The organism is Cardinium endosymbiont of Sogatella furcifera, from assembly GCF_003351905.1.
Lineage (GTDB): Bacteria > Bacteroidota > Bacteroidia > Cytophagales > Amoebophilaceae > Cardinium.
The window spans coordinates 618,521-639,761 of the sequence record NZ_CP022339.1; the positions used below are offsets into that span (position 1 = coordinate 618,521).

20 protein-coding genes and 2 tRNA genes are annotated in these 21,241 nt (G+C 40.9%); 21 read left to right on the forward strand and 1 reads right to left on the reverse strand.

Going from position 1 to position 21,241, the window contains the following annotated elements:
- Positions 1-2 precede the first annotated feature (2 nt).
- From lpdA to CE557_RS02715, 6 genes are all read left to right on the forward strand, one after another.
- The gene (lpdA, locus tag CE557_RS02690) at positions 3-1,397 is read left to right on the forward strand and encodes a dihydrolipoyl dehydrogenase (RefSeq protein WP_114910073.1); all 1,395 of its coding nucleotides are present in this window, start codon (positions 3-5) and stop codon (positions 1,395-1,397) included.
- 344 nt (positions 1,398-1,741) lie between these two features.
- The gene (locus tag CE557_RS02695; RefSeq protein ID WP_114910074.1) at positions 1,742-2,518 is read left to right on the forward strand and encodes an enoyl-CoA hydratase/isomerase family protein; all 777 of its coding nucleotides are present in this window, start codon (positions 1,742-1,744) and stop codon (positions 2,516-2,518) included.
- Between the two features lie 419 nt (positions 2,519-2,937).
- Positions 2,938-4,704 carry a 30S ribosomal protein S1 gene (gene rpsA, locus CE557_RS02700; RefSeq protein WP_114910075.1) on the forward strand — a complete coding sequence of 589 codons (1,767 nt, stop codon included), beginning with the start codon at positions 2,938-2,940 and terminating at the stop codon, positions 4,702-4,704.
- 11 nt (positions 4,705-4,715) lie between these two features.
- Positions 4,716-4,786 (forward strand) — tRNA-Cys (locus CE557_RS02705).
- A 73-nt stretch (positions 4,787-4,859) separates the two neighbouring features.
- Positions 4,860-4,946, forward strand: a tRNA-Leu gene (locus tag CE557_RS02710).
- A gap of 336 nt (positions 4,947-5,282) precedes the next feature.
- Entirely contained in the window at positions 5,283-6,398 is a 1,116-nt protein-coding gene (locus CE557_RS02715; protein WP_114910076.1) for an HD domain-containing protein, read from the forward strand.
- 21 nt (positions 6,399-6,419) lie between these two features.
- Here CE557_RS02715 and hflX read toward each other — a convergent pair whose 3' ends face one another.
- Entirely contained in the window at positions 6,420-7,619 is a 1,200-nt protein-coding gene (gene hflX / locus CE557_RS02720; protein WP_114910077.1) for a GTPase HflX, read from the reverse strand.
- A 301-nt stretch (positions 7,620-7,920) separates the two neighbouring features.
- On the opposite strand from hflX, the gene prmC reads away from it, so the two are divergent.
- From prmC to CE557_RS02795, 15 genes are all read left to right on the forward strand, one after another.
- Positions 7,921-8,814 carry a peptide chain release factor N(5)-glutamine methyltransferase gene (prmC, locus tag CE557_RS02725; RefSeq protein WP_114910078.1) on the forward strand — a complete coding sequence of 298 codons (894 nt, stop codon included), beginning with the start codon at positions 7,921-7,923 and terminating at the stop codon, positions 8,812-8,814.
- Between the two features lie 31 nt (positions 8,815-8,845).
- A complete protein-coding gene (locus tag CE557_RS02730; protein WP_162789965.1) occupies positions 8,846-9,703 on the forward strand; it encodes a porin family protein in 858 nt (285 codons plus the stop codon).
- Between the two features lie 4 nt (positions 9,704-9,707).
- Positions 9,708-10,709 carry a Ppx/GppA phosphatase family protein gene (locus CE557_RS02735; RefSeq protein ID WP_114910080.1) on the forward strand — a complete coding sequence of 334 codons (1,002 nt, stop codon included), beginning with the start codon at positions 9,708-9,710 and terminating at the stop codon, positions 10,707-10,709.
- A gap of 458 nt (positions 10,710-11,167) precedes the next feature.
- The gene (locus CE557_RS02740) at positions 11,168-11,623 is read left to right on the forward strand and encodes a hypothetical protein (protein ID WP_114910081.1); all 456 of its coding nucleotides are present in this window, start codon (positions 11,168-11,170) and stop codon (positions 11,621-11,623) included.
- Between the two features lie 282 nt (positions 11,624-11,905).
- A complete protein-coding gene (locus CE557_RS05025; protein ID WP_162789966.1) occupies positions 11,906-13,117 on the forward strand; it encodes a hypothetical protein in 1,212 nt (403 codons plus the stop codon).
- Positions 13,118-13,385: 268 nt separating this feature from the next.
- Complete coding sequence (locus tag CE557_RS02755) at positions 13,386-14,096, forward strand: hypothetical protein (protein ID WP_114910082.1); 711 nt, start codon at positions 13,386-13,388, stop codon at positions 14,094-14,096.
- Positions 14,097-14,366: 270 nt separating this feature from the next.
- Positions 14,367-14,609 (forward strand): FoF1 ATP synthase subunit delta/epsilon, encoded by a 243-nt coding sequence (locus CE557_RS02760; protein WP_114910083.1) that lies wholly within the window; start codon positions 14,367-14,369, stop codon positions 14,607-14,609.
- 352 nt (positions 14,610-14,961) lie between these two features.
- Positions 14,962-15,522 (forward strand): Pvc16 family protein, encoded by a 561-nt coding sequence (locus CE557_RS02765; RefSeq protein ID WP_114910084.1) that lies wholly within the window; start codon positions 14,962-14,964, stop codon positions 15,520-15,522.
- Positions 15,522-16,373 carry a hypothetical protein gene (locus CE557_RS02770; RefSeq protein WP_114910085.1) on the forward strand — a complete coding sequence of 284 codons (852 nt, stop codon included), beginning with the start codon at positions 15,522-15,524 and terminating at the stop codon, positions 16,371-16,373. The genes CE557_RS02765 and CE557_RS02770 overlap by 1 nt, the downstream gene beginning before the upstream one ends.
- 45 nt (positions 16,374-16,418) lie before the next feature.
- The gene (locus CE557_RS02775) at positions 16,419-17,906 is read left to right on the forward strand and encodes a phage tail sheath family protein (RefSeq protein WP_114910086.1); all 1,488 of its coding nucleotides are present in this window, start codon (positions 16,419-16,421) and stop codon (positions 17,904-17,906) included.
- An 85-nt stretch (positions 17,907-17,991) separates the two neighbouring features.
- On the forward strand, positions 17,992-18,456 hold the full coding sequence (locus tag CE557_RS02780; RefSeq protein WP_114910087.1) for a hypothetical protein: 465 nt from the start codon (positions 17,992-17,994) through the stop codon (positions 18,454-18,456).
- Between the two features lie 67 nt (positions 18,457-18,523).
- Positions 18,524-18,967, forward strand: a complete 444-nt coding sequence (locus CE557_RS02785) for a hypothetical protein (protein ID WP_114910088.1) — start codon at positions 18,524-18,526, stop codon at positions 18,965-18,967.
- A gap of 48 nt (positions 18,968-19,015) precedes the next feature.
- Positions 19,016-19,465 carry a phage tail protein gene (locus CE557_RS02790; protein WP_114910089.1) on the forward strand — a complete coding sequence of 150 codons (450 nt, stop codon included), beginning with the start codon at positions 19,016-19,018 and terminating at the stop codon, positions 19,463-19,465.
- 172 nt (positions 19,466-19,637) lie between these two features.
- Positions 19,638-19,808, forward strand: coding sequence for a DUF5908 family protein (locus CE557_RS05030; protein WP_162789967.1), 171 nt, complete (start codon positions 19,638-19,640; stop codon positions 19,806-19,808).
- Between the two features lie 14 nt (positions 19,809-19,822).
- Positions 19,823-21,145, forward strand: a complete 1,323-nt coding sequence (locus tag CE557_RS02795) for a CIS tube protein (RefSeq protein WP_114910090.1) — start codon at positions 19,823-19,825, stop codon at positions 21,143-21,145.
- The last annotated feature ends 96 nt before the right edge of the window (positions 21,146-21,241 follow it).

Here is a 21,241-nt window from a genome sequence, read left to right on the forward strand (position 1 = left end):
TTATGTCTCAGGAATATGATCTTATTGTAATCGGAAGTGGGCCAGGTGGTTATGTAGCCGCTATTAGAGCCGCTCAGTTGGGGATGCATGTTGCGGTTGTAGAGCAAGAAGCACTTGGTGGTGTTTGTCTCAACTGGGGTTGTATTCCTACAAAAGCATTATTAAAAAGCGCTCAGGTCTTTGACTATGTGCACCATGCGGCAGCTTATGGTATTGAGGTAACTCATGCCAATCCCAACTTTGAGGCTATTATGCAGCGGAGCCGTACCGTGTCGGCTACTATGAGCCAAGGCATCCATCATCTTTTTAAAAAGCATAAAATCACCATTTTAGCAGGGCGTGGCAAATTACTGCCTCATGGCACCGTTTCTGTTACCACATCGGCAGGTACAACCCCTCTCTACCGTGCGCCACATATCATCTTAGCAACGGGTGCAAGAAGTCGTCAGTTGCCCCAACTGCCTATCGATGGCGTCCATGTTATGGGCTATAGAGAAGCATTGGCACGTACGACGCAACCCGCCTCTATAGTGATTGTAGGCGGGGGGGCTATTGGTTGTGAATTCGCTTATTTTTACCATACGATAGGCACAAAAGTTACTCTGGTGGAATATAGCCCCTATCTATTGCCTTTAGAAGATGAAGCCGTATCCAAACAAGTGATTAAATCTTTTACAAAAAAAGGTATGGAAGTCTATACGGCTACAGAGGTTACCAAAGTGGAAGTGATGCAAGCCTCTTCTAGAGTACATATGGCTACCCAATCAGGCCTTTTACAGATAGAAAGTGACTTGGTGCTTGCTGCTGTTGGCGTGCAGCCTAATATAGAAAACATCGGCTTAGAGGAAAATGGCATTCTTATGGAAGGAGGGAAAGTTGTAGTAGATCCCTATTATAGGACCAGTTGTAATGGGGTTTATGCGATTGGCGATCTCGTCAAAGGGCCCGCTTTAGCTCATGTAGCATCGGCAGAAGGCATTGTTTGTGTAGAAAAAATCGCAGGTCTTACACCAGATCCATTGGATTACAATAATCTACCCTCTTGCACCTACCTACAACCTGAAGTAGCTTCTGTAGGTTATACAGAAAAAGCTGCAAAAGAGGCTGGTTATAAGGTTAAAGTAGGTACTTTTCCATTTTCTGCCTCTGGCAAAGCACATGCAGCTGGTGCACCAGAAGGCTTTGTAAAAGTGATTTTTGATGCCGAGTATGGAGAATGGTTGGGTGCACATATGGTTGGGGCCCATGTTACAGAAATGATTGCAGAGGTGGTGGTCGCACGTAAACTGGAAACAACTGCCTATGAGATCCAAAATAGTACCCATCCCCATCCGACTATGTCCGAAGCCATTATGGAAGCAGTAGCTGCTGCCTATGGAGAAGTGATTCATCTTTGATACATGGATCTGTTATGTATGGGTACGATAAGATGCAGGTTATGCAAAACATGATTGAACTATTTAAATATCCTGTATATTTGGGTAGTATGGTTTTTAGCTTTGGTATAAAATGGAATAAGTAGACTTCTTTTAAGGCTTGCTTATGCTGAGGAATTTATAAGCGAAACGGTGTGCAAAGCCACAGCGTACTAGATGGCTATCAGCACCGGACCGACGTGCAAATAACCAGCAGTAGTTAGAGCTTTGAAAGAAGTCTATTGAATTGCTTAGATAGAAAAATGCAATGTTGCCCATTGCATACTGTTTGGTTAATTAAGCTATAAAACAAATTTGCGTTCAGCATGGAAAAAACAGAATCATTACAAAGTAATCTAGAAGATGGTATTTTAACCATTACCTTTAAGGCTAGCTCCTTTACTTTAACAGATAAAAGGCTTACTGAATTGCGTAATGTTATTCAAGATGTCTATGACGATGACACTATAGAGGGCGTAATTATTACTGGGGAAGGAGAAGAGATCTTTTCCTTAGGAACAGAGGTTGCTGAACTACTCAAGTTAAGTGAATTGAATGCAAGAAAGTTTGCAGAACATGGTCAAGAGGTATTGGCTTTTATAGAAAATTGTCCTAAGCCTATTTTAGCTGCTATTAATGGATATGCTTTCGGTGCTGGATTTGAGTTGGCATTGGCTTGCCATTTTCGGTTTGCTTCTGAGAATGCTGTTTTTGCCTTCCCAGAAATTGCTTGTGGGGTTATTCCTGGTTTTGGCGGTACACAGCGACTGACCCAATTATTGGGTAAGACGAAAGCATTGGAGTACCTCATGACCGGTAAGCGTATGGGAGCAGAAGATGCAGAGCGCATGGGCTTGGTGAGTGAGGTGGTAAGTTATAAGGAAGAGATGCTTAAAAAGGCTAAAAAATGGCTTACCGCTATTGTCAATAATGCAGATTTGGCACTGGGCATGTTGGTAACTTGTGTAAACGCCGCTGAAAACCCAGATGAAAATGGTTTTCAAACAGAAGCCAATGGCTTTGCCAACTGTTTTAAAGCAGCAGATATTAAAGAACAACTCATGAAGATTGCAGATAAAAAAGTGCTGCTAGAAATCAAATAACCTAACTTACCTTAACCGAACCACCATTGGGTAGGTGCATTTGATGGGGCGATAGTCATCTATATTTGCCCATCTAGTGGTTCGTGCACTTTGCTTTCTATCTTTTTTGTAGTCAAAGTAGGTTGAGTTTCTCACGCGTACGCTGTAATGTTATGTACACCTTTTTTGATGATGGTAAAGTAAATAAAGAGCGTCGGGTAATCAATCTGCTAGGGAAAATAGTCAATAGCAGCTGATTGGTCTTCATAATTTTTTTTGTAACTTTATAAGCTGTAGGGCACTTTTAGCTACACCAAGCTGTTGCTTTTACATAGAAGTCGGTATATTTAATTTCATTTTTTAATCACGTAAAACAGCATAAAACGCATCGTTTCGTATCACTGTTTTCAAGTAATCATAAAAGACAATATCATCCCCTTATGAGTGCAACAGAAGGCGTTTTCAACTGGGATCAATATGACAAAGTTGGTAAATTAGGTAGTGCATATACAGATCAAGAAAGAGAAGATATGGCTGCCACATATGGAGCTACTTTAAGCGCTATTAATCAGTATGAAGTAGTAACAGGATCCGTGATAAGCCTCACCAATAAAGATGTGGTTGTAGGTGTGGGATACAAATCAGATGGGTTAATTGCTGCTTCTGAGTTTAGGGATCTGCCTGAATTACAGCCAGGTGATGAGGTTGAGGTCTATATAGAAGAGACAGAAAATGCAAAAGGTCAATTGATACTTTCTCGTAAAAAAGCAAAATTGGTCAGAGCCTGGGAGAAGATTCAACATGCCATGGAACATGGAGAGGTATTAGAAGGGCTTGTTAAGCGCAGAACGAAAGGAGGATTGATTGTAGATATTTTTGATATTGAAACCTTTTTACCTGGCTCCCAAATTGATATCAGGCCTGTATTAGACTTTGATGTCTTTGTAGGTAAAACCATTGATGTGGTGGTTATTAAAATCAACCATACCAATGATAATGTGGTTGTTTCCCATAAAGCATTAACCGAGAAGAAGCTAGAAGGGCAGAAGCTCGAAATCATGAGTAAGCTTGAAAAGGGGCAAATCCTAGAGGGTTATGTGAAAAATATAACCAAGTTTGGTGCGTTTATTGATTTAGGAGGGGTAGATGGTTTGCTTCATAAATTAGATATGGCCTGGAGTAGGGTCAACCATCCAGAGGAGCTCTTCACCCTTGGCCAAAAAGTACGTGTAGTGGTTATTGGCTTTAATGAGGATAAGAAACGTATTTCTTTGGGTATGAAGCAACTCCAGGACCACCCATGGGATGCGCTGCCAGAAACGGTTCAGGTAGGATCTACCATTAAGGGTACCATCACCAATATTGCCGATTATGGTCTTTTTATAGAATTGATGCCTGGTGTCGAGGGCTTTGTCTATGTTTTAGATATTTCATGGTCGCAGTATTTGCGTGACATCAATGAGCACTATGCAATAGGCGATACCATTGAAACCTGTATATTATCTTTGGATCGGAAGAATCATAAAATATCCTTGGGGATTAAGCAATTAACTGGAGATCCGTGGGAGCAGGATGCATTTTTATCTGCTTATGCAGTGGGGGCCACCCATGAAGGTATTGTGCGCAATCTAACCCATTTTGGTGCCTTTATAGAGTTAGAGCCTGGTATTGAAGGTTTGCTACACGTTTCGCGTCTTTCCGGTACCAAGCGCGTGGCACACCCTGGTGACGTGTTGAAGTTGGGCGAAAAGGTAGAAGTGATCGTGTTGGGTATTAATCGGGAAAATAGGCGCCTTTCACTTGGCCTCAAGCAGGAAAATCCATGGGATGCTTGTGAGAAGATTTTCCAAATAGGTACCTTACATAAAGGTACGATTTTGAAAAAGACCCTAGGTCGTGGTGCCATTGTTGAGCTAGCCCATGGTATAGAAGGTCATGTGCCTCAGCAACATTTAATTAAAGTAGATGGGGAGGAACCAGCAGTTGGCGAAGAGTTAGACTTTCAAGTGTTGAAATTTGCTAAAGCAGATAAAAAAATAATTTTATCGCATCAAATTATTTTTAATCCAGCAGTAGAGGATAAAAGTGAGGGTAAAGTGAAAGCGGAGCCAAAAGTCAAAACAGAGAAAGCGCCTAGAGGGTTTGAAGCTTTTGCTGACCTGAAGGAAAAATTAGAACAAAACACACAAGGAGAAGATAAGGCATAGGCATATCTTTGGGTCGCGTGGCCGAGTGGTTAGGCAGAGGTCTGCAAAACCTCTTACGGTGGTTCGAACCCACTCGCGACCTCTACTATCCATTTTGGATGGATTCAGTAGTTTGAAAAAAACTATTCCTATTCGGTAGTCCCCGTGTTTTTTTTGCCTGGGTGGCGGAATTGGTAGACGCGTTGGTCTCAAAAACCAATGATAGTGATATTGTGCCGGTTCGATTCCGGCCTCAGGTACCATGCTATATGCCTACTATTAAAGCGTAAACAGTAGTTTTTTACACTTTAAGCAAGGTAAAGGTAGCCATATGGTGGTGTGCTAGCTGTGCACAGGTTATCTAAAAGCATAAAAATACCGAACTTGTTTTTTGATTTTAGTATACTTTATTTAAAATTATAGTTCATTCGTTTTAGAGGGGTCTCAAACTTGAAGCATTTCTTCTTCTATTGTGTGCCATACAAATGTATAAAGTTGTAACTTTGAAGCGAAGTAATAAACTTTATTTGAAGGGAGTCATGAACCAAAGTCTATATATGGAGTTGGTTTATGTAGGAAACTTTTGATTGTGTAGAGCCATGAAAAAACATGAAATGCTTGATTTAAATGATTGGAATTTGCATCAGCTTGTAAGGGCAGTTTCTGAAACGCCAAAAGATATGAAGCGCACCTGGTCCAGTATACAGGAAGCGTGTTCATGGACAGAAAGCTTTGCAGAGCAGGCCCATTCAAAAATGTTTAAGCACGCCTTAAGGGAATCTATCCAGATAGCTGTTATTGCTGCTACGGAGATGTCTTTGGGGCTTTCTACAGTTATTGCTGCGATCTTAGCACCACCTTTCTTAAAAGGGTTAGTCCGGAAAGAAGCCATTCAAAGGCGGTTTGGCTTAAAAATAGCTTCTATATTGGTAGAACTGAATCGATTAAAGCGTTGCAAATTGTGTCGTAGCTCCATTTTGAACGGTCGTAGTGCCCCTGATGCAGCTGCACCTCGTATTTTAGCCATCTTGTTACAAATTTGTGACATCATCCGTGTAAACTATAGTGGCGTATCGTTGGAGAATCTGCAGTCAGAATTGCTCTATTGCACTAGTACGAAGCTTTTACTGGATCTGAAGTGTTTTTATATTCCACTTGCCCATAGAATGCGGTTATATAATATTCAAGCTAAGTTAGCAGATTTTTGGTTAAAGCATACCGATAGCTTGAGTTATTACTCTATTACTGCTAAGCTCGGCATGACCAAGCTTCAAAGGCAGCAGAAGTTAAACCTTATTTCTGAAGAGGTGTATTCAGCCGTGCAAGCACATGGAATTAATTTTATCTTAAAGAAGCGTATTAAATCTATTTATTCTATTTGGCATAAAATTCAAAGATTAAAGGTTAATGTCGATCAAATACATGATCTTGCTGCGATTAGAGTCATTTTAACAGGTATGGATGGGAAAACCCTACAAGAAGAAAAGATAGCTTGTTGGCGTGTGCTTAGCATTGTCAGTGATCTGTATAGCCCGATTTGTAATATTATGAGAGATTGGATCAGTATACCAAGAGATAGCAGTTATGAGTCGCTCCATCTTACCTTTGAAACCTATCAATATGGAAGGCTAGAAATGCAAGTACGTACAGAACGAATGGATTATATAGCAGAACATGGCGAGGCAGCGCATTGGAAATATAAACATTTGGATTAGGTCTATAAGGCTGAGTAGTTGTTAATAACCAGCTTTGACATATCTGGTTACCTGAATCCGTTCTATTGCTTCTGTAATTGCTTGTTTTAGCAGGTCGATATGTAGATTTTTTGTTGCAGAGATCAAAACGGAAGGGTAACCATCAATGGTGCCGTGGCAGGTTGTGCTGTTTAAAGCCGTTGCGCTATCTATTGCGTGTGTACTGCTGGGTATGCTTTCCTGCTTGATGGCGTCCATCTTGTTGAATACTAAAACCCTTGGCAGATCTACCGCCCCTATTTCTGCTAAGGTTTGATTGACGATGTCTATTTGTTCTTCAAAACCCGCATGTGAGGCATCTATGATATGCAGCAGCAAATCTGCTTCTTTAATTTCTGATAAGGTAGACTTAAAACATTCCACCAGGGTATGGGGTAATTTACGGATAAAGCCTACTGTATCTGTTAACAAGAATGGGTATCCATTGCATACTACCCGGCGCACGGTAGCATCTACTGTAGCAAATAATTTATTGTCAGCCAAGGCATCTGACCTGGATAGCAGTTGCATTAAGGTAGACTTTCCTACATTGGTATACCCAACCAATGCCACACGAACCAAATCACTCCGGCCTTTACGCCTGGTTATACATTGTTGTGCAATGCTGTTTAATTTTTCGCGCAATTTAGTGATTTTGTGTTGAATAATTCTTTTATCTGTCTCCAATTCTTTTTCCCCAGGGCCACGCATACCTGCACTACCCCCTTTTTGACTGGAAAGGTGGGTCCACATTCTGGTAAGTCGTGGTAATAAATATTGATACTGTGCTAATTCCACCTGTGTTTTTGCCTGTTTGGTTTGGGCACGCATAGAGAAGATATTCAGGATCAACAAACTTCTATCCAATATCTGACAGGATAGTAATTTTTCCAGATTGCGCACTTGTGAGGGAGAAAGCTCATCGTCAAAGATAGCATAACCAACCTTTTCTGCTTTTATACAAGCAGCTATTTCTTCTAGTTTACCCTTACCTACAAAAGTAGCACCGTGTGGATGGTCTAGTTTTTGTATAAATCTTTTAACCACTTTTAATCCCCAAGTATCTGCCAAAAAGGTGAGTTCTGCGAGATATTCTTCTGTTTTAGCTAAAGGTTGCTGGGGCGTAACAAGGGCGATGAGGATGGCGGTTTTGTCCGCCTCATGGGCTACCAGGTTCGTTTGATTGTGCCTGTGCGTTAACATGATCATTACAATAAATTATAAAAGAAAAATACGAATCACAATTTTATAAAAAAAATTACAAAAACCAATTTAACCTTACTAATTTTGTAGACTGTTGTACTATATTTTATCAGCCTCAGTTATTATTTCACATGTATATACTAGGTCATATCCGGTGGGTGATACTTTTTTATAGTAGCTTATCCGTGCGCTTTTTATATACATTGCACATAGGACCAGGCAAAATAACTGGTCGGGTGGGCTGGTTGTAAAAAGTGCAAATAGGGTGTTTCACTCTAGCAAATCATATTACAAAAATCTAATGCGTTTACTTTTTAATTCAGCATCTTCTGTAGTGTCTATGCCCCTGCGTACGCTATCAGATCTCTTGTGTCAAGCGCTAGCATTGCCTATACCCAACCTATTAGAATGTCGTGCTATAGTGCAGCAGTTGTTGGGTGCCTATTTACAGGTTGAGCTGGAAGATTATATTATCAATCCATTGTGTACCATTTCACCTACCCTTCAAAAGAAGTTTTTAGATGCAGTCAGTAGGCTAAACAAGCATGAGCCTATTCAATACGTTATTGGTGCTACTTATTTTGCAGGCAATCGCTTGAAAGTAACGCCTGCTGTACTTATTCCACGACCAGAAACAGAGGAATGGGTCACATTTTTAATGCATCAACTTGCGCCTCCCACCTCTATCCTAGACATAGGAACCGGCAGTGGTTGTATTGCCATTACCCTCAAGCAGCACTTCCCACAGGCAGCAGTAGATGCCATTGATATCAGCAAAGAAGCACTAGCCATTGCTGCTTATAATGCAGCGCAGTTAGGTGTAGCTGTGCATTTTATAGAAATGGATATTCTAAACGAGCCACTTCCTGCCACGCATTGGTCTTTAATCGTTAGCAATCCTCCCTATGTGCGTATGCAGGAGCAGTCCTTTATGCATGCAAATGTGCTAGACTATGAGCCCCATTTAGCTTTGTTTGTGCATGATGGATTGCTATTTTATAGGCGGATTATCCAACTTGCGGTGCGTCATTTGCGTCTCAATGGCATACTCTGTTTAGAAATCAATGAAGCATTAGGCGAAAAGATTGTAGATTTGCTATATCGTGCAAATTTTAAGCAAATATGCTTATATAAGGATATGCATCAAAAAGAAAGATGGGTGATAGCCGTGCTCGAAGGTAGGCATGGTAGCTGAGTATACATTTCAATATTGGTATTTAATAACTATGCGATCCCTATTAAAAATACGAAACTTATTCCTGATCATTGCCCATGCATGGTTTAACGTTGCCCCAGTTGGGGCCAATCCCAGTAATCAGGTGCCAGGTAGCAGGTATGCTTGGTCCCCTGAAAAAGCAGATCCTCCGCTGGAAGTAGCCAATAGACCTGAAGGCCATCTGCCTATAGAAGACAAGGCGGGTTTGCCCTTGGTCAAAGGGGGCCATAGCAATGTAATGGATCTTTTAGACCGATTTTTGGTTGCTAAGCCCATGCAGATACCTAGCTACATTCCTCTTGTACAGCAGATTGGGCTGAGGATAAATTGGTTGACCTTCCTACGGAACTTGTGGCCCAATGGACAGAGACGTTATGGGGGAGGGGTTGATCTCCATTTCCGTGGTCCCATACAGTTGTCGATTGATTTTGGCTATTTGTCTGATCAGCCCAAAGAGATAAGTTATACCAACACATTAAGCTATCGGTCAAAAGGTGGATATGGTTTAGGCGCCCTGTTGTATGTCTTCCATCTTAATCGTCTGAGTAATGCTTATTTTGGTATTGCCTATGGGCAGAGTCGCTTTGACCTGATTACCTTTTTTAATGATCATACCTCTAGCGTTAAGTCCTTTGTAGCAGGTTGGATAAAGTGCATGGGCGTCTCTGAACTTAGATTAGCAGCGCAACTCTATGGCGGTATACAGTTTAGCATAGCCCACTTTTTGCATGGCAAACAAAATGATGATCCGCGTGTATCGAACTATGCTATTCCAGGCTATGGCCAAGTAGTACATAAAATCATGCCCGATATGGTATTGTATCTTAAATGGCGTATTTCTTTCTTAGAAAAGAAAATCGTTATTTAGATATATGGTGTGCCACACCATAAAAACCATAGAACAGCTTTTTAATTTTAATAACATGTCCAAACTAGCTGTTATTGATTTAGGTACGAATGTTATAAATGTATTGGTAGGAGTAGTGGATCAAGAAACATATACCATACTCTACGAAGAAAAAATTACAAGAGCAATGGTACAGCATCCCTTGTACGGGATGCATATCTCATTAGAAGAGCAAAACAATATCGTAGCTACCTTAGTAGCGATTAAAAGAAAGTTAGATATAGATGGCGTTCGTTGTATTGTTGCCAAGGCGACCAGCCTCTTACGTGATGCACCTAATGCAGCTGAGGTCATTGAAGCGATTCGTCTTGAAACAGATATTCAAGTAGAAGTTATTTCCGGTATAGAGGAGGCTACGTTAATTTATCATGGTATTAATTCTTGCTTTACCTTAACAGATGCACACGGCTTGATTATTGATATAGGCGGTGGGAGTGTGGAGTCTATTATCTTTAACCATTTCGAACCATTATGGGAAAGAAGCTTTGAACTCGGCATACGTCGTGTTGCTGCTCAGTTTGCTTATAGCGACCCTATTACCCCTCCTCAAGTAGCCCTTTTAGAAAACTATTATCGTACAGCTTTGGCCCCTTTGTTTGTGGCCACTAAGCGCTATAGGCCCAGTCAACTCATTGGCAGTTCTGGTGCTTTCCGTACATTGTTGATGTTGTACAAATGCCACTATAACTTTTTACCTATTCAAACAAAAAATAGTAGTATAAAAAGGGTGTCGGCAGAGCAGTTTTTTAACATTTATCATGTTATACAAACCACACCTGTGCATATTTGGCAAAAACAGCTTGCTATTGAACCCGTTTTTTTAAAACTAATCCCCTTATCAGCTATCCTTATTAAGGTGATTCTGACCACATGTAAGCTACAAGAGATCATTATTTCAGACACTTCTCTAAGAACAGGTTTATTTATACGAGAGTGGGGCCGCTTAAAACAAGAAAAGCTGATTTAAAGGGTTACAACAACCATTTAGCTCCTGTAGATATAGGTGCAATGTGATCGTCCGCAATGCAACTTATCTGACACGCACCTTATGGAGCCTAATATAATGCAGTTTGCTACAAACTTTTTGGATTGTTTCGATAATAACTGTAGATTAATGATGTTTTTTCTATTATGCTCTATTGTTTTGTTTTTTGTTTATGATATCTTTTAAAACTGGTTTTGCCATTGCGATCGCATTATACATGATTACAATGAATTATTTGTTGTTTCATTACGTACGGGACAAATACTTTCGTAAGTAAGGTTAAGATAGCATGTGTAGCTATGGTTTTGTGCACGTATGCCCTTTTTTCATCAGCGCTTGATTTTTGTATACTGTTTTATCAAGAAAGAAGTGCAATATAAATGTCTTATTGTTTGTTGCATTTTTCTATGTTATTTTATATTTATCTCCTAGTTTAGGGTATGGATATTACCACAGCAAGGCGTTTAGTTAAGTCGTGTTTTAACGGTGTAGGGGCTACACCTATAGCTGAGAAAAGCATGAAACATAGGTATATTTTTATATTGTGGTTACTCCTATTAAGTAGTTGCCATACGGGCATTAGGCAAGGTGTGCATCCTGTGGATCCCTCTTTTACTGCGGGTGCTGATGGTTTTGTTGGTGTTGAGGCGTGCGCAGAAAGACCTATTGATGCTTATCCACAAACTCATGGTGCTGTTTATTTGATGACTGCTCCTCGTCCTGTTACGCCCGCTGCTGCTGTTGTTGCCGCGGTGGATACTGCTATTACTCGTTGGGTTAGGTCTATCTCTACGTCTGTCTCTACGTTTATCTTTAGGCCTATCTCTCGTGCTATTAATTATCTTGTGCCTTTTGTGCCTTGTTATCGTGTGCGTGATCCTGCTGCTCAAGCCTAAGCAAAATAGTTCTACTATGTGCTTCGTATAGATTGTTATATTTCCTTTTATACCTTTTTTTACTAGTTTTTCAAATATACTTTCTTCAACTCAACCCTTGCGCTGCAAAAGGTTTACCCACTAAAACTTTTGTACTATACCTTTATAATAAAATTTATTTCCATCTATATAGTTGTATTTTTCTTATATTTTTTTAAATAATCTATTGATATGCAAATTTAGATAGTAAGCCATTGCGTAAAATTGTTTTTTAGCGGTGTAATGTTAAACGTATAACTCGGTATGGAACATGGACGCATTTTTATATTGTGGTTACTCCTATTAAGTGGTTGCCATACGGACATTAAGCAGGATGTGCATCCTGGGGATCCCTCTTTTGTTGCGGGTCCCATGTATCTTACGCATGCTTCTGGTGCTGCTGATTTTGATTCTTCTGTTGCTTCTGCTTTTATGACTGCTGCGGCTGCTCGTGTGGATGCGGCTGATGCGGATGCGGCTGCTCGTGCTGCGGCTGCTCGTGCCAATACTGCTCTTGCGCGTGCTTTCCCTCTTGATGGTGGTACGCCTGTTCGGGCTACTATTTCTGGGTCTGCTGTTTTTGCTTGTACTAATGCTGCCGCTGCTTATATGCGTGTTGCTGCATCTGCTGCTGCAGCAGCAGATGCGTATCTAGTTGCTGCGCGTGCTGCGTATGATGTTGGCCATCCGGTTGCTTATGCCCATGCTTCTGGCTATGCTGATGCATATACTTGTACTTCTGTTTCTGCTTTGACTGCTGCGGCGTCTTTTGATGCTGCTGCTAAGGCTGCTGCTGTTTCGCATGTGGTTGCTGCTAAGGCTGCTGTTGCTGTTTCGCATGCCGGTGATCATGCTGCTGTTTTTGCTGCTGCTGCTAGGGCTGCTGCTACTAAGGCTGCTACCTATGCTACTTCTGTGGCTCGTTCTGCTAATTTGTCTACTACAGTTGGCTGTATACGTATGGTTTCTGCTCATGTTGCTTCTATTGCTTCTGCTGCCCGTGCTGCTCATACGGCTCGTGTTGAGGCTGATTCTGCAACTCATTCTGCAGATTGTGCTAGGGTTTATGCATATACTGCTCATGCTGCTGTTTCTGCTGCTGCTGCTATTTGTGCACATGCTGATGCTGTGTTTGCGACTACTGATGCTGTATTTGCTTATGACCGTGTGGTTGAGGTTGCTGATGCACATATTAATAATGCACGTAAAATTGCTTCTATTAGGGTCCATAATGATACGGCTTCTGCTGCTTATGAGCGTGCCAGTTCTGCTTCTGTTGATGCTGCTACTGCTGCTGCTGGAGCTACTAAAGCAGCAGCAGCAGTGAGTCGTTTTGCTGCTGTAGCTGATGTTTCGTCTGTTGAGTCTTCTGTTTCGGATCTATTTGCTGCTGCTGCTCGTGCTGCTGCTGTTGTTGTTGACGCTATTCGTCTGCATGCTGCTACTGCTGCGAATGCTGTTGCTGCTGCCATATAAAAGCAGCCTGTATAGATGCTGCTCCGGGAATGGTGGCTATTTAAGGATAGCCCCATTGTAAAATTTACGTCATAAGGTGCTTTTTTTCAGTACATTCTATTGCATTACCCATGCATGCATAGCGTAATCGACTTCCATGCATCTGGTTGTATATTTCTATGTTTATTTATATAATAACTTATGGTATGAATAATAATTACCCAATGCCCAGGCAGGTTGCTTAAGGTGTTTTTAACGATGTAATGCAAAACGCATAGCTAAGGAAAACATGGAACATAAAAAAGTTTTTGTACTGTGGTTATTAACGTTAGGTGGATGTAATGCGCTGGTGAAGCACCATATGCATGCTGTAAGTGAATCCTGTGTTACAACCACCCATACTCCGCATCATGGTGTGCCTTGTATGCGCCATGTTTCTTCTGGTTTTGTTTCTGGTTCTTCTTCCGCTTCTGCTCCGTTCTCTTCTTTGTCTTTGTCTGAAGTTTTTGGTCGTGCTTATCGTAATGCTTGCGACTTGTATGCTGCTAGTCGTGCTACTGTTTTGACGTGTTGTCCTGCTATTGAGTCTGTTGGTTATGCTAGTGATGATGTGTGTCATTTTGCTACTGCTGCACGTTCTGTTGCTAAGGCGGCTGCTTGCGCTGCTGCTGATGTGCGTTATTATGCTGCGGCTGCTTGGGCTATTGTTGATCATGTAGTTGCTGTTCGTCGTGCGCCTATGGCTCGTGCGCGCTATATTGCTTTGGTGAAAGTTTTATTTGGTAAGATGACGGTTTTGGTTCGTTCTGCTAAGGCTGCTGCTGATGCTGCTACTGATGCTGCTAAGACTGTTGCTGATATAGCAGCTTCTGCTTTTGCTCTGGCTGCTGCTGATGTGGTTCGTGATTTTGCTTCGGCTGCTGCGTGTTCTGCTGCTGCTGCGCAGCGTTATGCGGCTCATACTGTTGCTGCAGCACGTTTTGCTGCTGCTATTGCATAACAATAGATTAATAATAGACCATATCCTTCAACCATCTATTATAATGGCCTCTTTTTGCATATATTTGCGCATGTATCTGATTCGCACATGACCTGTAGCGTTTTGAAAGAAGGCTATCCTTAGAGGGGAGGCGTACAAATGGTAGACTATTTATGACACAATCTATTTAGGCCCATTTGCTTTTAAAAAACCTTTTAGCTACCTTTCAGTTAATAGGAAGCGCAATTAGTTATTGAGCGTGACTGTCTACCAAAAGTAAATAGATTAAATATGCATTTATCTATCATTGCGCCTAATCGTAGGCTTTTTAATGGAGAGGTGGATAGTGTCATGTTGCCAGGTGCACTTGGTCCATTTCAGGTGCTTTCTGATCATGCACCTACTTTAAGTAGTTTCATAGCAGGAAAGATCACTTATACAGTTGGGTCTACCTCATCTTCCCTTTCAGTAAAGGGTGGTTTTACCTCGGTAGCTAATAACCAGGTTAGGGTAGTTTGTGAGCCTAGCGTATAGAAGGGTGTAGCCGCATAGCACGCAACTATTGACCATTCAAGCATGGGTCTTATAGCTCTGCTTTGCTTCTAAATGCACGAGCTTTTGGTTGTGCTTGGCTAACCGCTGCGTTTCCTTAAGGGGGCTTATAACTGGTATGGGTTACGACTGTTAAGCACAAAATGATAATCTTTGTATTTTTGCATAAAAAAGATCTAAAAATGTAATATATTTAAGCAATAAAGGGTTTTTGTTCATCTGAGCCGCTAGGTAAGCGGAGTAATGAGCCGAGTGCACCTGCTATATGGCACCTTTGTATACAATCGTTATGGCGCGTATGCCGCAAGTATCATGAATAATAAAGTGACCCAACATGTTGCATCATTGCACTAGTACTATATTATCTGAAGTAAACCAATACATTCAATCTAAAACGAATGTAAAGGGGCCAGCTATATCCCTGTCAATTTTAGGAAATTCCCAAATAGAAAGCAAATATTCCAAGGGAATTTTTATGAGGTTGGTAGATATTGCTTCAGTAGAACTGCGCAGCAACCCTACGCAATATGTGCCACAGGGGGATGGTTTTGTTTTACGTAAAGTACCAGAAGCATTTAGCCTTTATTTCTTATTTTCTACAGATTATAAGGCAGCCGACTTATTAAAAAATTTAGAATTACTTGCTTATGTGGCAGCATTTTTTCAACATAAGTCGCATTTTGATGTTGCTAACACCCCTGTTTTACAGGAGATTGGGATTGACAGTTTTTCAGTTGAGTTAGTAAAGATGGCGCCATCGGAGCGGTCCATGCTTTGGAAAAGTTTACATACGCCTTATAGTCCTTCTTTGCTCTATAAGGTAGGTCTTATATTTATAGGAGATGCTGCGATGGATTTAAAGGTAGTATCCGCATTTTCATCACGTGAGCGGTAATGGCATTTATAACAAAATTATTTCGTATAGTTATTTCAAATGGTTATTATAAATCTAATAAGCCTCAGAATGACTTCGATATAGCGCCAACCCAGGCTACTACCTCTTGGATGGCCGCACGTAGGGTGCGTCTGTTAGGTCACCCAGATGGTATAGAGTTGATATGGCTTTCACAGGATTATGATCATCCGTTGGCGTTATTTAAAAAAAAGGCAGCGGGCATTACCCTTTCCTTTGTGGTGACATTAAAAAATAGCCAACTATTGAATCTTGCAGAATTAGAAGCAGGGTACCCAATCGGTCAAGTCTATTATTTGCATAATCGGCATACGGACCCTCATCTGCTACATAGCAAAGTCTCTATGGGTAAGTCGGATCTAGTAAAAATTCAAGATGTGCCTCATTACCCAGCCGGGTTAGGTTGGAATGTTTTTGCCATGATTGATATAGATCTTACCCGTTTTGTGCATGCTTTATCTGAGCAAAAAGATAGTGCCTTAGTCGAGCCTATTACCTATACCATTAAGATTCAAAATCGTGCTACCTTTTGGCGGTATTATTTCGTAGATACCAACCAGCAGCTTGGTAAGGCGCTAAAGATTCTATCCAAAGGAGATGCCTCTTATTTTGGTGCAGTAAAGGCTTTGCCAGAACACCCCCATACCTATTGTGCAGAATCTACCATGCCCATGGAGCTTTGTGATCGATACGACCGTTCTTTTTCACTTTGCAAACTAGGCGGTGCAAAAGGCGAGACCATATTATTAGAAAAATTGCCTTATCCTACCTATGACTCGCTCAAAAAGGATAAGGGGAAGAAACGCTATAGTGATATAGTTGTATATGTTTAGTTTAAACTTAATTTAACTTTTATATAATTCATAAAATCAAATAAAATGGCTGAAAATTTAAAAACTCCCGGCGTGTACATCGTCGAGAAGGATACGGGTGCCAACGCCGTGGTTCAAGTATCAACCGCAGTTCCTGCTTTTATAGGCTTCACAGAAAGAGCTGAAATTAATGGAAAGTCGTTTCATATGAAACCTGTTCAGATTTCTTCGCTTTCTGAATTTGAGTTGTTTTTTGGTGGACCAGCAGTACCTGTCTATACCATTAAGGAGGTAACCAGTGGAGACAAAGATTTGGTGATGAATGGCAAGTCTTATGTCATGGAACAGAGTCTAAATTCTACATTTTATCTATATAATAGTTTAAAGCTATTTTTTGATAATGGTGGAGCAGATTGTTTTATTGTCTCTGTTGGTCAGTATGGTGACCCAAATGTACAGTTAGCAATTACACCAGATGTATTTAAACAAGGTATAGATGCCTTAGCTGGAGAGGAGGTGCCTACCATGTTGTTAATGCCAGATTCACTCTTATTAGACGAGGAAGATGCCTCTTACTATGCGGTGCAGACCTATGGACTGGCCCATTGTGGTAAGTATCTGAATAAAGTAGCATTATTTGATATATGGGGTGGTAATAAGGAATTATCTATCGAGGATAAGAACAAATATGTAGATAGGTTTCGTGAATATATTGGATTAGATAATTTGAGTTATGGTGCTGCCTATTATCCATGGGTTAAAACCAATATTATCCCATTGAATAGCATTGATTACAAAAACTTCGATTTAGAGTCGCTCAAAGGTGTATTACAAGAAGAACACAAAACCATGTTGGCCAATCTAATCAGTGCTACTACAGAGAAAGAGAAAGTCTATTGGGATGCTGGGCTAAAGAATACCAGTAAGGAGTACAAATTACTGCGTAAAACCATTGCCGATCGGTTGAATATTCTTCCAGCTGCTCCGGCTATGGCTGGGTTGTATACTAGAACCGATAAAGCAAGAGGGGTATGGATTGCGCCGGCCAACCAAAACTTAAATTCTGTGGTAGAGCCCATGGTTAAGATTACCCATGAAGAACAAGAAGCACTGAACGTAGATGGCATTAGTGGCAAGTCGATCAATGCCATTCGGACCTTTAAAGGAGCCGGTGCAGCAGTCGTTTGGGGTGCCAGAACTTTGGCAGGAAATAGTCCAGAATGGCGGTATATTAACGTTAGGAGGTTGTTTATCCTTATTGAGCAATCGATTAAAAATGCAGCTTTTTCCGTTGTCTTTAGGCCAAACGTTCCCGTTACCTGGGCAGTTGTACAGGGCATGATTTCCAACTTCTTAACCAACCTTTGGAGACAAGGTGCTTTGGTAGGGGCAAGTCCTGCAGAGGCATTTACCGTCCTTTGTGGATTAGGTGAGACCATGTCTCAGGATGATGTGAATGAAGGCATTATGCGCATTTCCGTAAAAGTGGCAGCGCCTAGACCAGCTGAGTTTATTGTGATCACATTTGAACAAAAAATGGGTGCAGATGGTTAAGGCACACACCTGTCTGTCTATAGGGGGTATTTTCCCCCTATGGCTATTTGCTTATAATTTTAAAAACATTTAAAATAAAATAATCATGGCTAATAATTTGTTAGTACCTTCTATCGTCCATTTTAATTTGGGCGCTTCAAAGGTTAGTATAACGGATTACCATATAGCAATTACTATAGAAAATGGATCCGAATATATTAGATCAGTTAATGCGCAAGGTAAGTCCACTTATGCTATATCTAAAGGAGAGCAAATTGCACAAAAGGCTGATATTAAAGTTTCTATACTTAAAGCGCCAGATGGGGGATTTGATGATGATATTAAAAAATTAGAAAAAAACTTAGATGCCGCAAAAGAAAATGATCCTAAAAAATATGTGGAAGATATGCTGTTTAGTTTTGCAACCAATGATGATAAGCCATTTGCACATATACAATTCCGGGGATATGTTTCTCACATAGAACCAGACGTAGATCCTGAGACTCAAATACCGTTAGCGGTAGCTGAACTTTCTGTTTATGATCCAATGAGTTTTGTAATTAAAGAATAGATTACTGATCCATTATTGAGTTTTTTTAAAATTAAGTAGCTTAACTAGAATTTGATAAAAAAATATTATGCAAAGAGTAACTATTGATTATAAACACTTTAATAAAGCAGGTTTTGATGGTAAAACTTGTAGTGTTTTGGGTATGGGTATACCAAATCAAAAAATATCGACCTCAGCAATCGTATATGATACGGCAGCTTCTGCACCACTTCATTATAATCAACGCAGTGCTCCAAAGATTGTAACGTTCACTGTAGACTTCTTGCCTTATATAACTAGTAAACATTTATTATCAAAAGCAGATAGCTTAGTTAAAGAAGTGTTTGAGAGTAAATATAATCCAGAACCATTGACCTATTGTATACATAAAAAAGATGGTGCAATAGATACAAAAAAAACTGTAAATGACGTTATCATACAAAACGTAAAGTTATTTTTGGATAGGAAAAACGAAGCTACAGGTGAAAAAGGGTATGTTCGTATACGTTTTACTTTACAAGGTTTAGTATAACCAGATAAAAAGTAATCACATGATGTTTATAACCTTGTTCTGATATTTATGGTTGATTTTAATTTAGTCCATACCTATTCTTTTCAAGTAGAAGTACAGAAAGTAACAGATAATAGTTCCCGAGAATATTTCTATAAGGTAGAAGGGTTAAATAATGCTTTGCGTATGGAGCCTTATCTACCTGGAGGGGCGAATAGACCTTATTATAGGGCTAATGCATGTGAAACGACTGATTTAATCTTGACGAGGCCCTTAGTAGAGGGGAAAACCAAAATAACCGTTTGGTGCGAAAAGGCCATTGACACAGGATTTTTTGAACTTACGCGAGCCCATATTTTTGTGCTTAGTAGGGAAGGTAAAATTCTGGCACGATGGGATATAGAAGATGTCTATCCAAAGGGTATAGCCATTACACCATTCCAGTTAAATGGTCCAACAGAATTTGGGGTAGGAGAAACCATTACACTGGGCTATTCTAGGTTGGTGCGTGCCAAATGATAGCAGGAATAGACCTTTTTGCAACCTATTTGTGGTGTACAATGGTGAGCAGTGACGTTAGTCACCGGCATACCAAATCTATTCGGAGGAGCATAGACAAGCTGTACCGCCAAATCATCATGAGACAGTGGCTTCGAAAGAGGTCTAGTGTAGCAAATAAATTGTATGGATTATGGCAGTTAAAATTAATGAATTCGTGATTCAGTTTAAGGTGCATGAAGCCAGTCAACCAGTAGAAAACACGACCAATAAGCCAGTTGGTTACTTACCGGATAGGACGGAGCAGCAAGATTTGGTAAGGGAGGTGGTTGACGCATTATTAGAAGATCGAGAAGCAAGGTAAAACAACCTCCAGGTATGAGTAACGTTAGTAAACTAGTTATTAAAGCATGTAGGGACAATAAGTTTTCTTCTTTTATAGGGGAATTTATTACATCTATTAATCCAGAGAACTTGGTTATTAAAAGTGCTGTATCCTACCATATTCCTGGAGGAACTCCTCCTAGTGCCCATTTGCTTAAATACCGTGGATCCCCTCCTAAGTTGCTTTCTTTTAGTCTTTTATTTGACAATACAGGGATTATGCCTGGTAGCAATACCATTGCTGTGATGGAGCAAGTCAAGCAACTACAAGATGTTGCCTATAGCGTCCAGAAAAAAAATAATGCCCCGAATTACATTCGTGTAATCTGGGGGCAGATTGATTTTAAAGGAAGATTGGTGGATCTAGATATGATCTATTCTATGTTTCAAGTAGATGGTACGCTGGTTAGAGCCGAGGCACATATCGCTGTATTGGAGGAGCTGGTCCCTGTAGGGAGAGGGGAATCTGCTGCAGGTGTAGATAGCGACTATGCAAAAGCATCGGGTGCAAGTGCAACCTCGAAGGGTTCATCTAGTCAAAGGGGTGGCCCCCCGCCCTCTTATCAGGAGGCCACTGCGCCCCCTCCTTCTTATCAGGCAGCTGTTGCTGCACCGCATCAGGAGGCCTTTGCACCTACCCCTAATGGGATGAATGGCGCCTACAGTGGTGCACCACCGGGTGCCTATGATGGAGGGGCTGACCAGATTTATCATGGATCTAATGATGCTGGTGGAGCGGTTTATGCCTCGTCCAGTGTGGCTACGGCTCAGTCTGGCAAGCCTATTTCCAGTGTAAAGCCGGTCTCCTCTAGCCATGGTGGCTATAGTAATGATGCTGATATTGGCCGTTCTAGTAACGGCTTACAAGGTGGTGTGGCGGGCAATGGCCCTGGAGGGAGTGGAGGAGGAGTTGGCGGGGGAGGTCATGGACCAGGTAGTGGGAAGGCTGGCAAGGCTACTACTGGAATAGGTAGCCCTGAAGGTAAAGCTGGTACAAGTGGTAGTAGCCATGGATCAGGCAGTTCTCCGACTGGATCTGCCAAAAGCAATACGGCCTCAGGGAGTGGTAAAGTCAAAGGAAAAGATAGTAACTTTAAGGCGGGTAGCATGGTAGCTGCTGGTGCAGCTGGTAGTGCGGCAGTAGCAGCTGCTGCTGCAACTGGAGCAGATAGTTTGCGTAAAATTGATCTAAAGGGTAAGGGCCTCAATTTTTTAAGAAATAAAGTGAGTTGGCGGGATAGGCTCAAAATGATTGTTAAATTTGTTAAAAAACAAGCAGGAAAAGCATATAATGCCGGAAAAAAGATGGTACAGTAAAGCGGTTTTTAAAAAAGTAGGAAAAGTGCTTTGCACTTACTGGATTTTCTCGCTATAGTTGTACCAAGTACAAAGGCCTTTTTTAAAGTGTTGGTG

Excerpts from the sequence above, each read along its gene's own strand:
- CE557_RS02765 (WP_114910084.1), top strand. The coding sequence starts at position 14,962 with ATGTTGCATCATTGCACTAGTACTATATTATCTGAAGTAAACCAATAC.
- prmC (WP_114910078.1), top strand. The coding sequence starts at position 7,921 with ATGCGTTTACTTTTTAATTCAGCATCTTCTGTAGTGTCTATGCCCCTG.
- CE557_RS02795 (WP_114910090.1), top strand. The coding sequence starts at position 19,823 with ATGAGTAACGTTAGTAAACTAGTTATTAAAGCATGTAGGGACAATAAG.
- rpsA (WP_114910075.1), top strand. The coding sequence starts at position 2,938 with ATGAGTGCAACAGAAGGCGTTTTCAACTGGGATCAATATGACAAAGTT.
- CE557_RS02780 (WP_114910087.1), top strand. The coding sequence starts at position 17,992 with ATGGCTAATAATTTGTTAGTACCTTCTATCGTCCATTTTAATTTGGGC.
- CE557_RS02755 (WP_114910082.1), top strand. The coding sequence starts at position 13,386 with ATGGAACATAAAAAAGTTTTTGTACTGTGGTTATTAACGTTAGGTGGA.
- CE557_RS02785 (WP_114910088.1), top strand. The coding sequence starts at position 18,524 with ATGCAAAGAGTAACTATTGATTATAAACACTTTAATAAAGCAGGTTTT.
- CE557_RS02715 (WP_114910076.1), top strand. The coding sequence starts at position 5,283 with ATGAAAAAACATGAAATGCTTGATTTAAATGATTGGAATTTGCATCAG.
- CE557_RS05025 (WP_162789966.1), top strand. The coding sequence starts at position 11,906 with ATGGAACATGGACGCATTTTTATATTGTGGTTACTCCTATTAAGTGGT.
- lpdA (WP_114910073.1), top strand. The coding sequence starts at position 3 with ATGTCTCAGGAATATGATCTTATTGTAATCGGAAGTGGGCCAGGTGGT.
- CE557_RS02770 (WP_114910085.1), top strand. The coding sequence starts at position 15,522 with ATGGCATTTATAACAAAATTATTTCGTATAGTTATTTCAAATGGTTAT.
- CE557_RS02760 (WP_114910083.1), top strand. The coding sequence starts at position 14,367 with ATGCATTTATCTATCATTGCGCCTAATCGTAGGCTTTTTAATGGAGAG.
- CE557_RS02695 (WP_114910074.1), top strand. The coding sequence starts at position 1,742 with ATGGAAAAAACAGAATCATTACAAAGTAATCTAGAAGATGGTATTTTA.
- CE557_RS05030 (WP_162789967.1), top strand. The coding sequence starts at position 19,638 with ATGGCAGTTAAAATTAATGAATTCGTGATTCAGTTTAAGGTGCATGAA.
- CE557_RS02790 (WP_114910089.1), top strand. The coding sequence starts at position 19,016 with ATGGTTGATTTTAATTTAGTCCATACCTATTCTTTTCAAGTAGAAGTA.
- CE557_RS02730 (WP_162789965.1), top strand. The coding sequence starts at position 8,846 with ATGCGATCCCTATTAAAAATACGAAACTTATTCCTGATCATTGCCCAT.
- CE557_RS02740 (WP_114910081.1), top strand. The coding sequence starts at position 11,168 with ATGGATATTACCACAGCAAGGCGTTTAGTTAAGTCGTGTTTTAACGGT.
- CE557_RS02775 (WP_114910086.1), top strand. The coding sequence starts at position 16,419 with ATGGCTGAAAATTTAAAAACTCCCGGCGTGTACATCGTCGAGAAGGAT.
- hflX (WP_114910077.1), bottom strand. The coding sequence starts at position 7,619 with ATGTTAACGCACAGGCACAATCAAACGAACCTGGTAGCCCATGAGGCG.
- CE557_RS02735 (WP_114910080.1), top strand. The coding sequence starts at position 9,708 with ATGGTGTGCCACACCATAAAAACCATAGAACAGCTTTTTAATTTTAAT.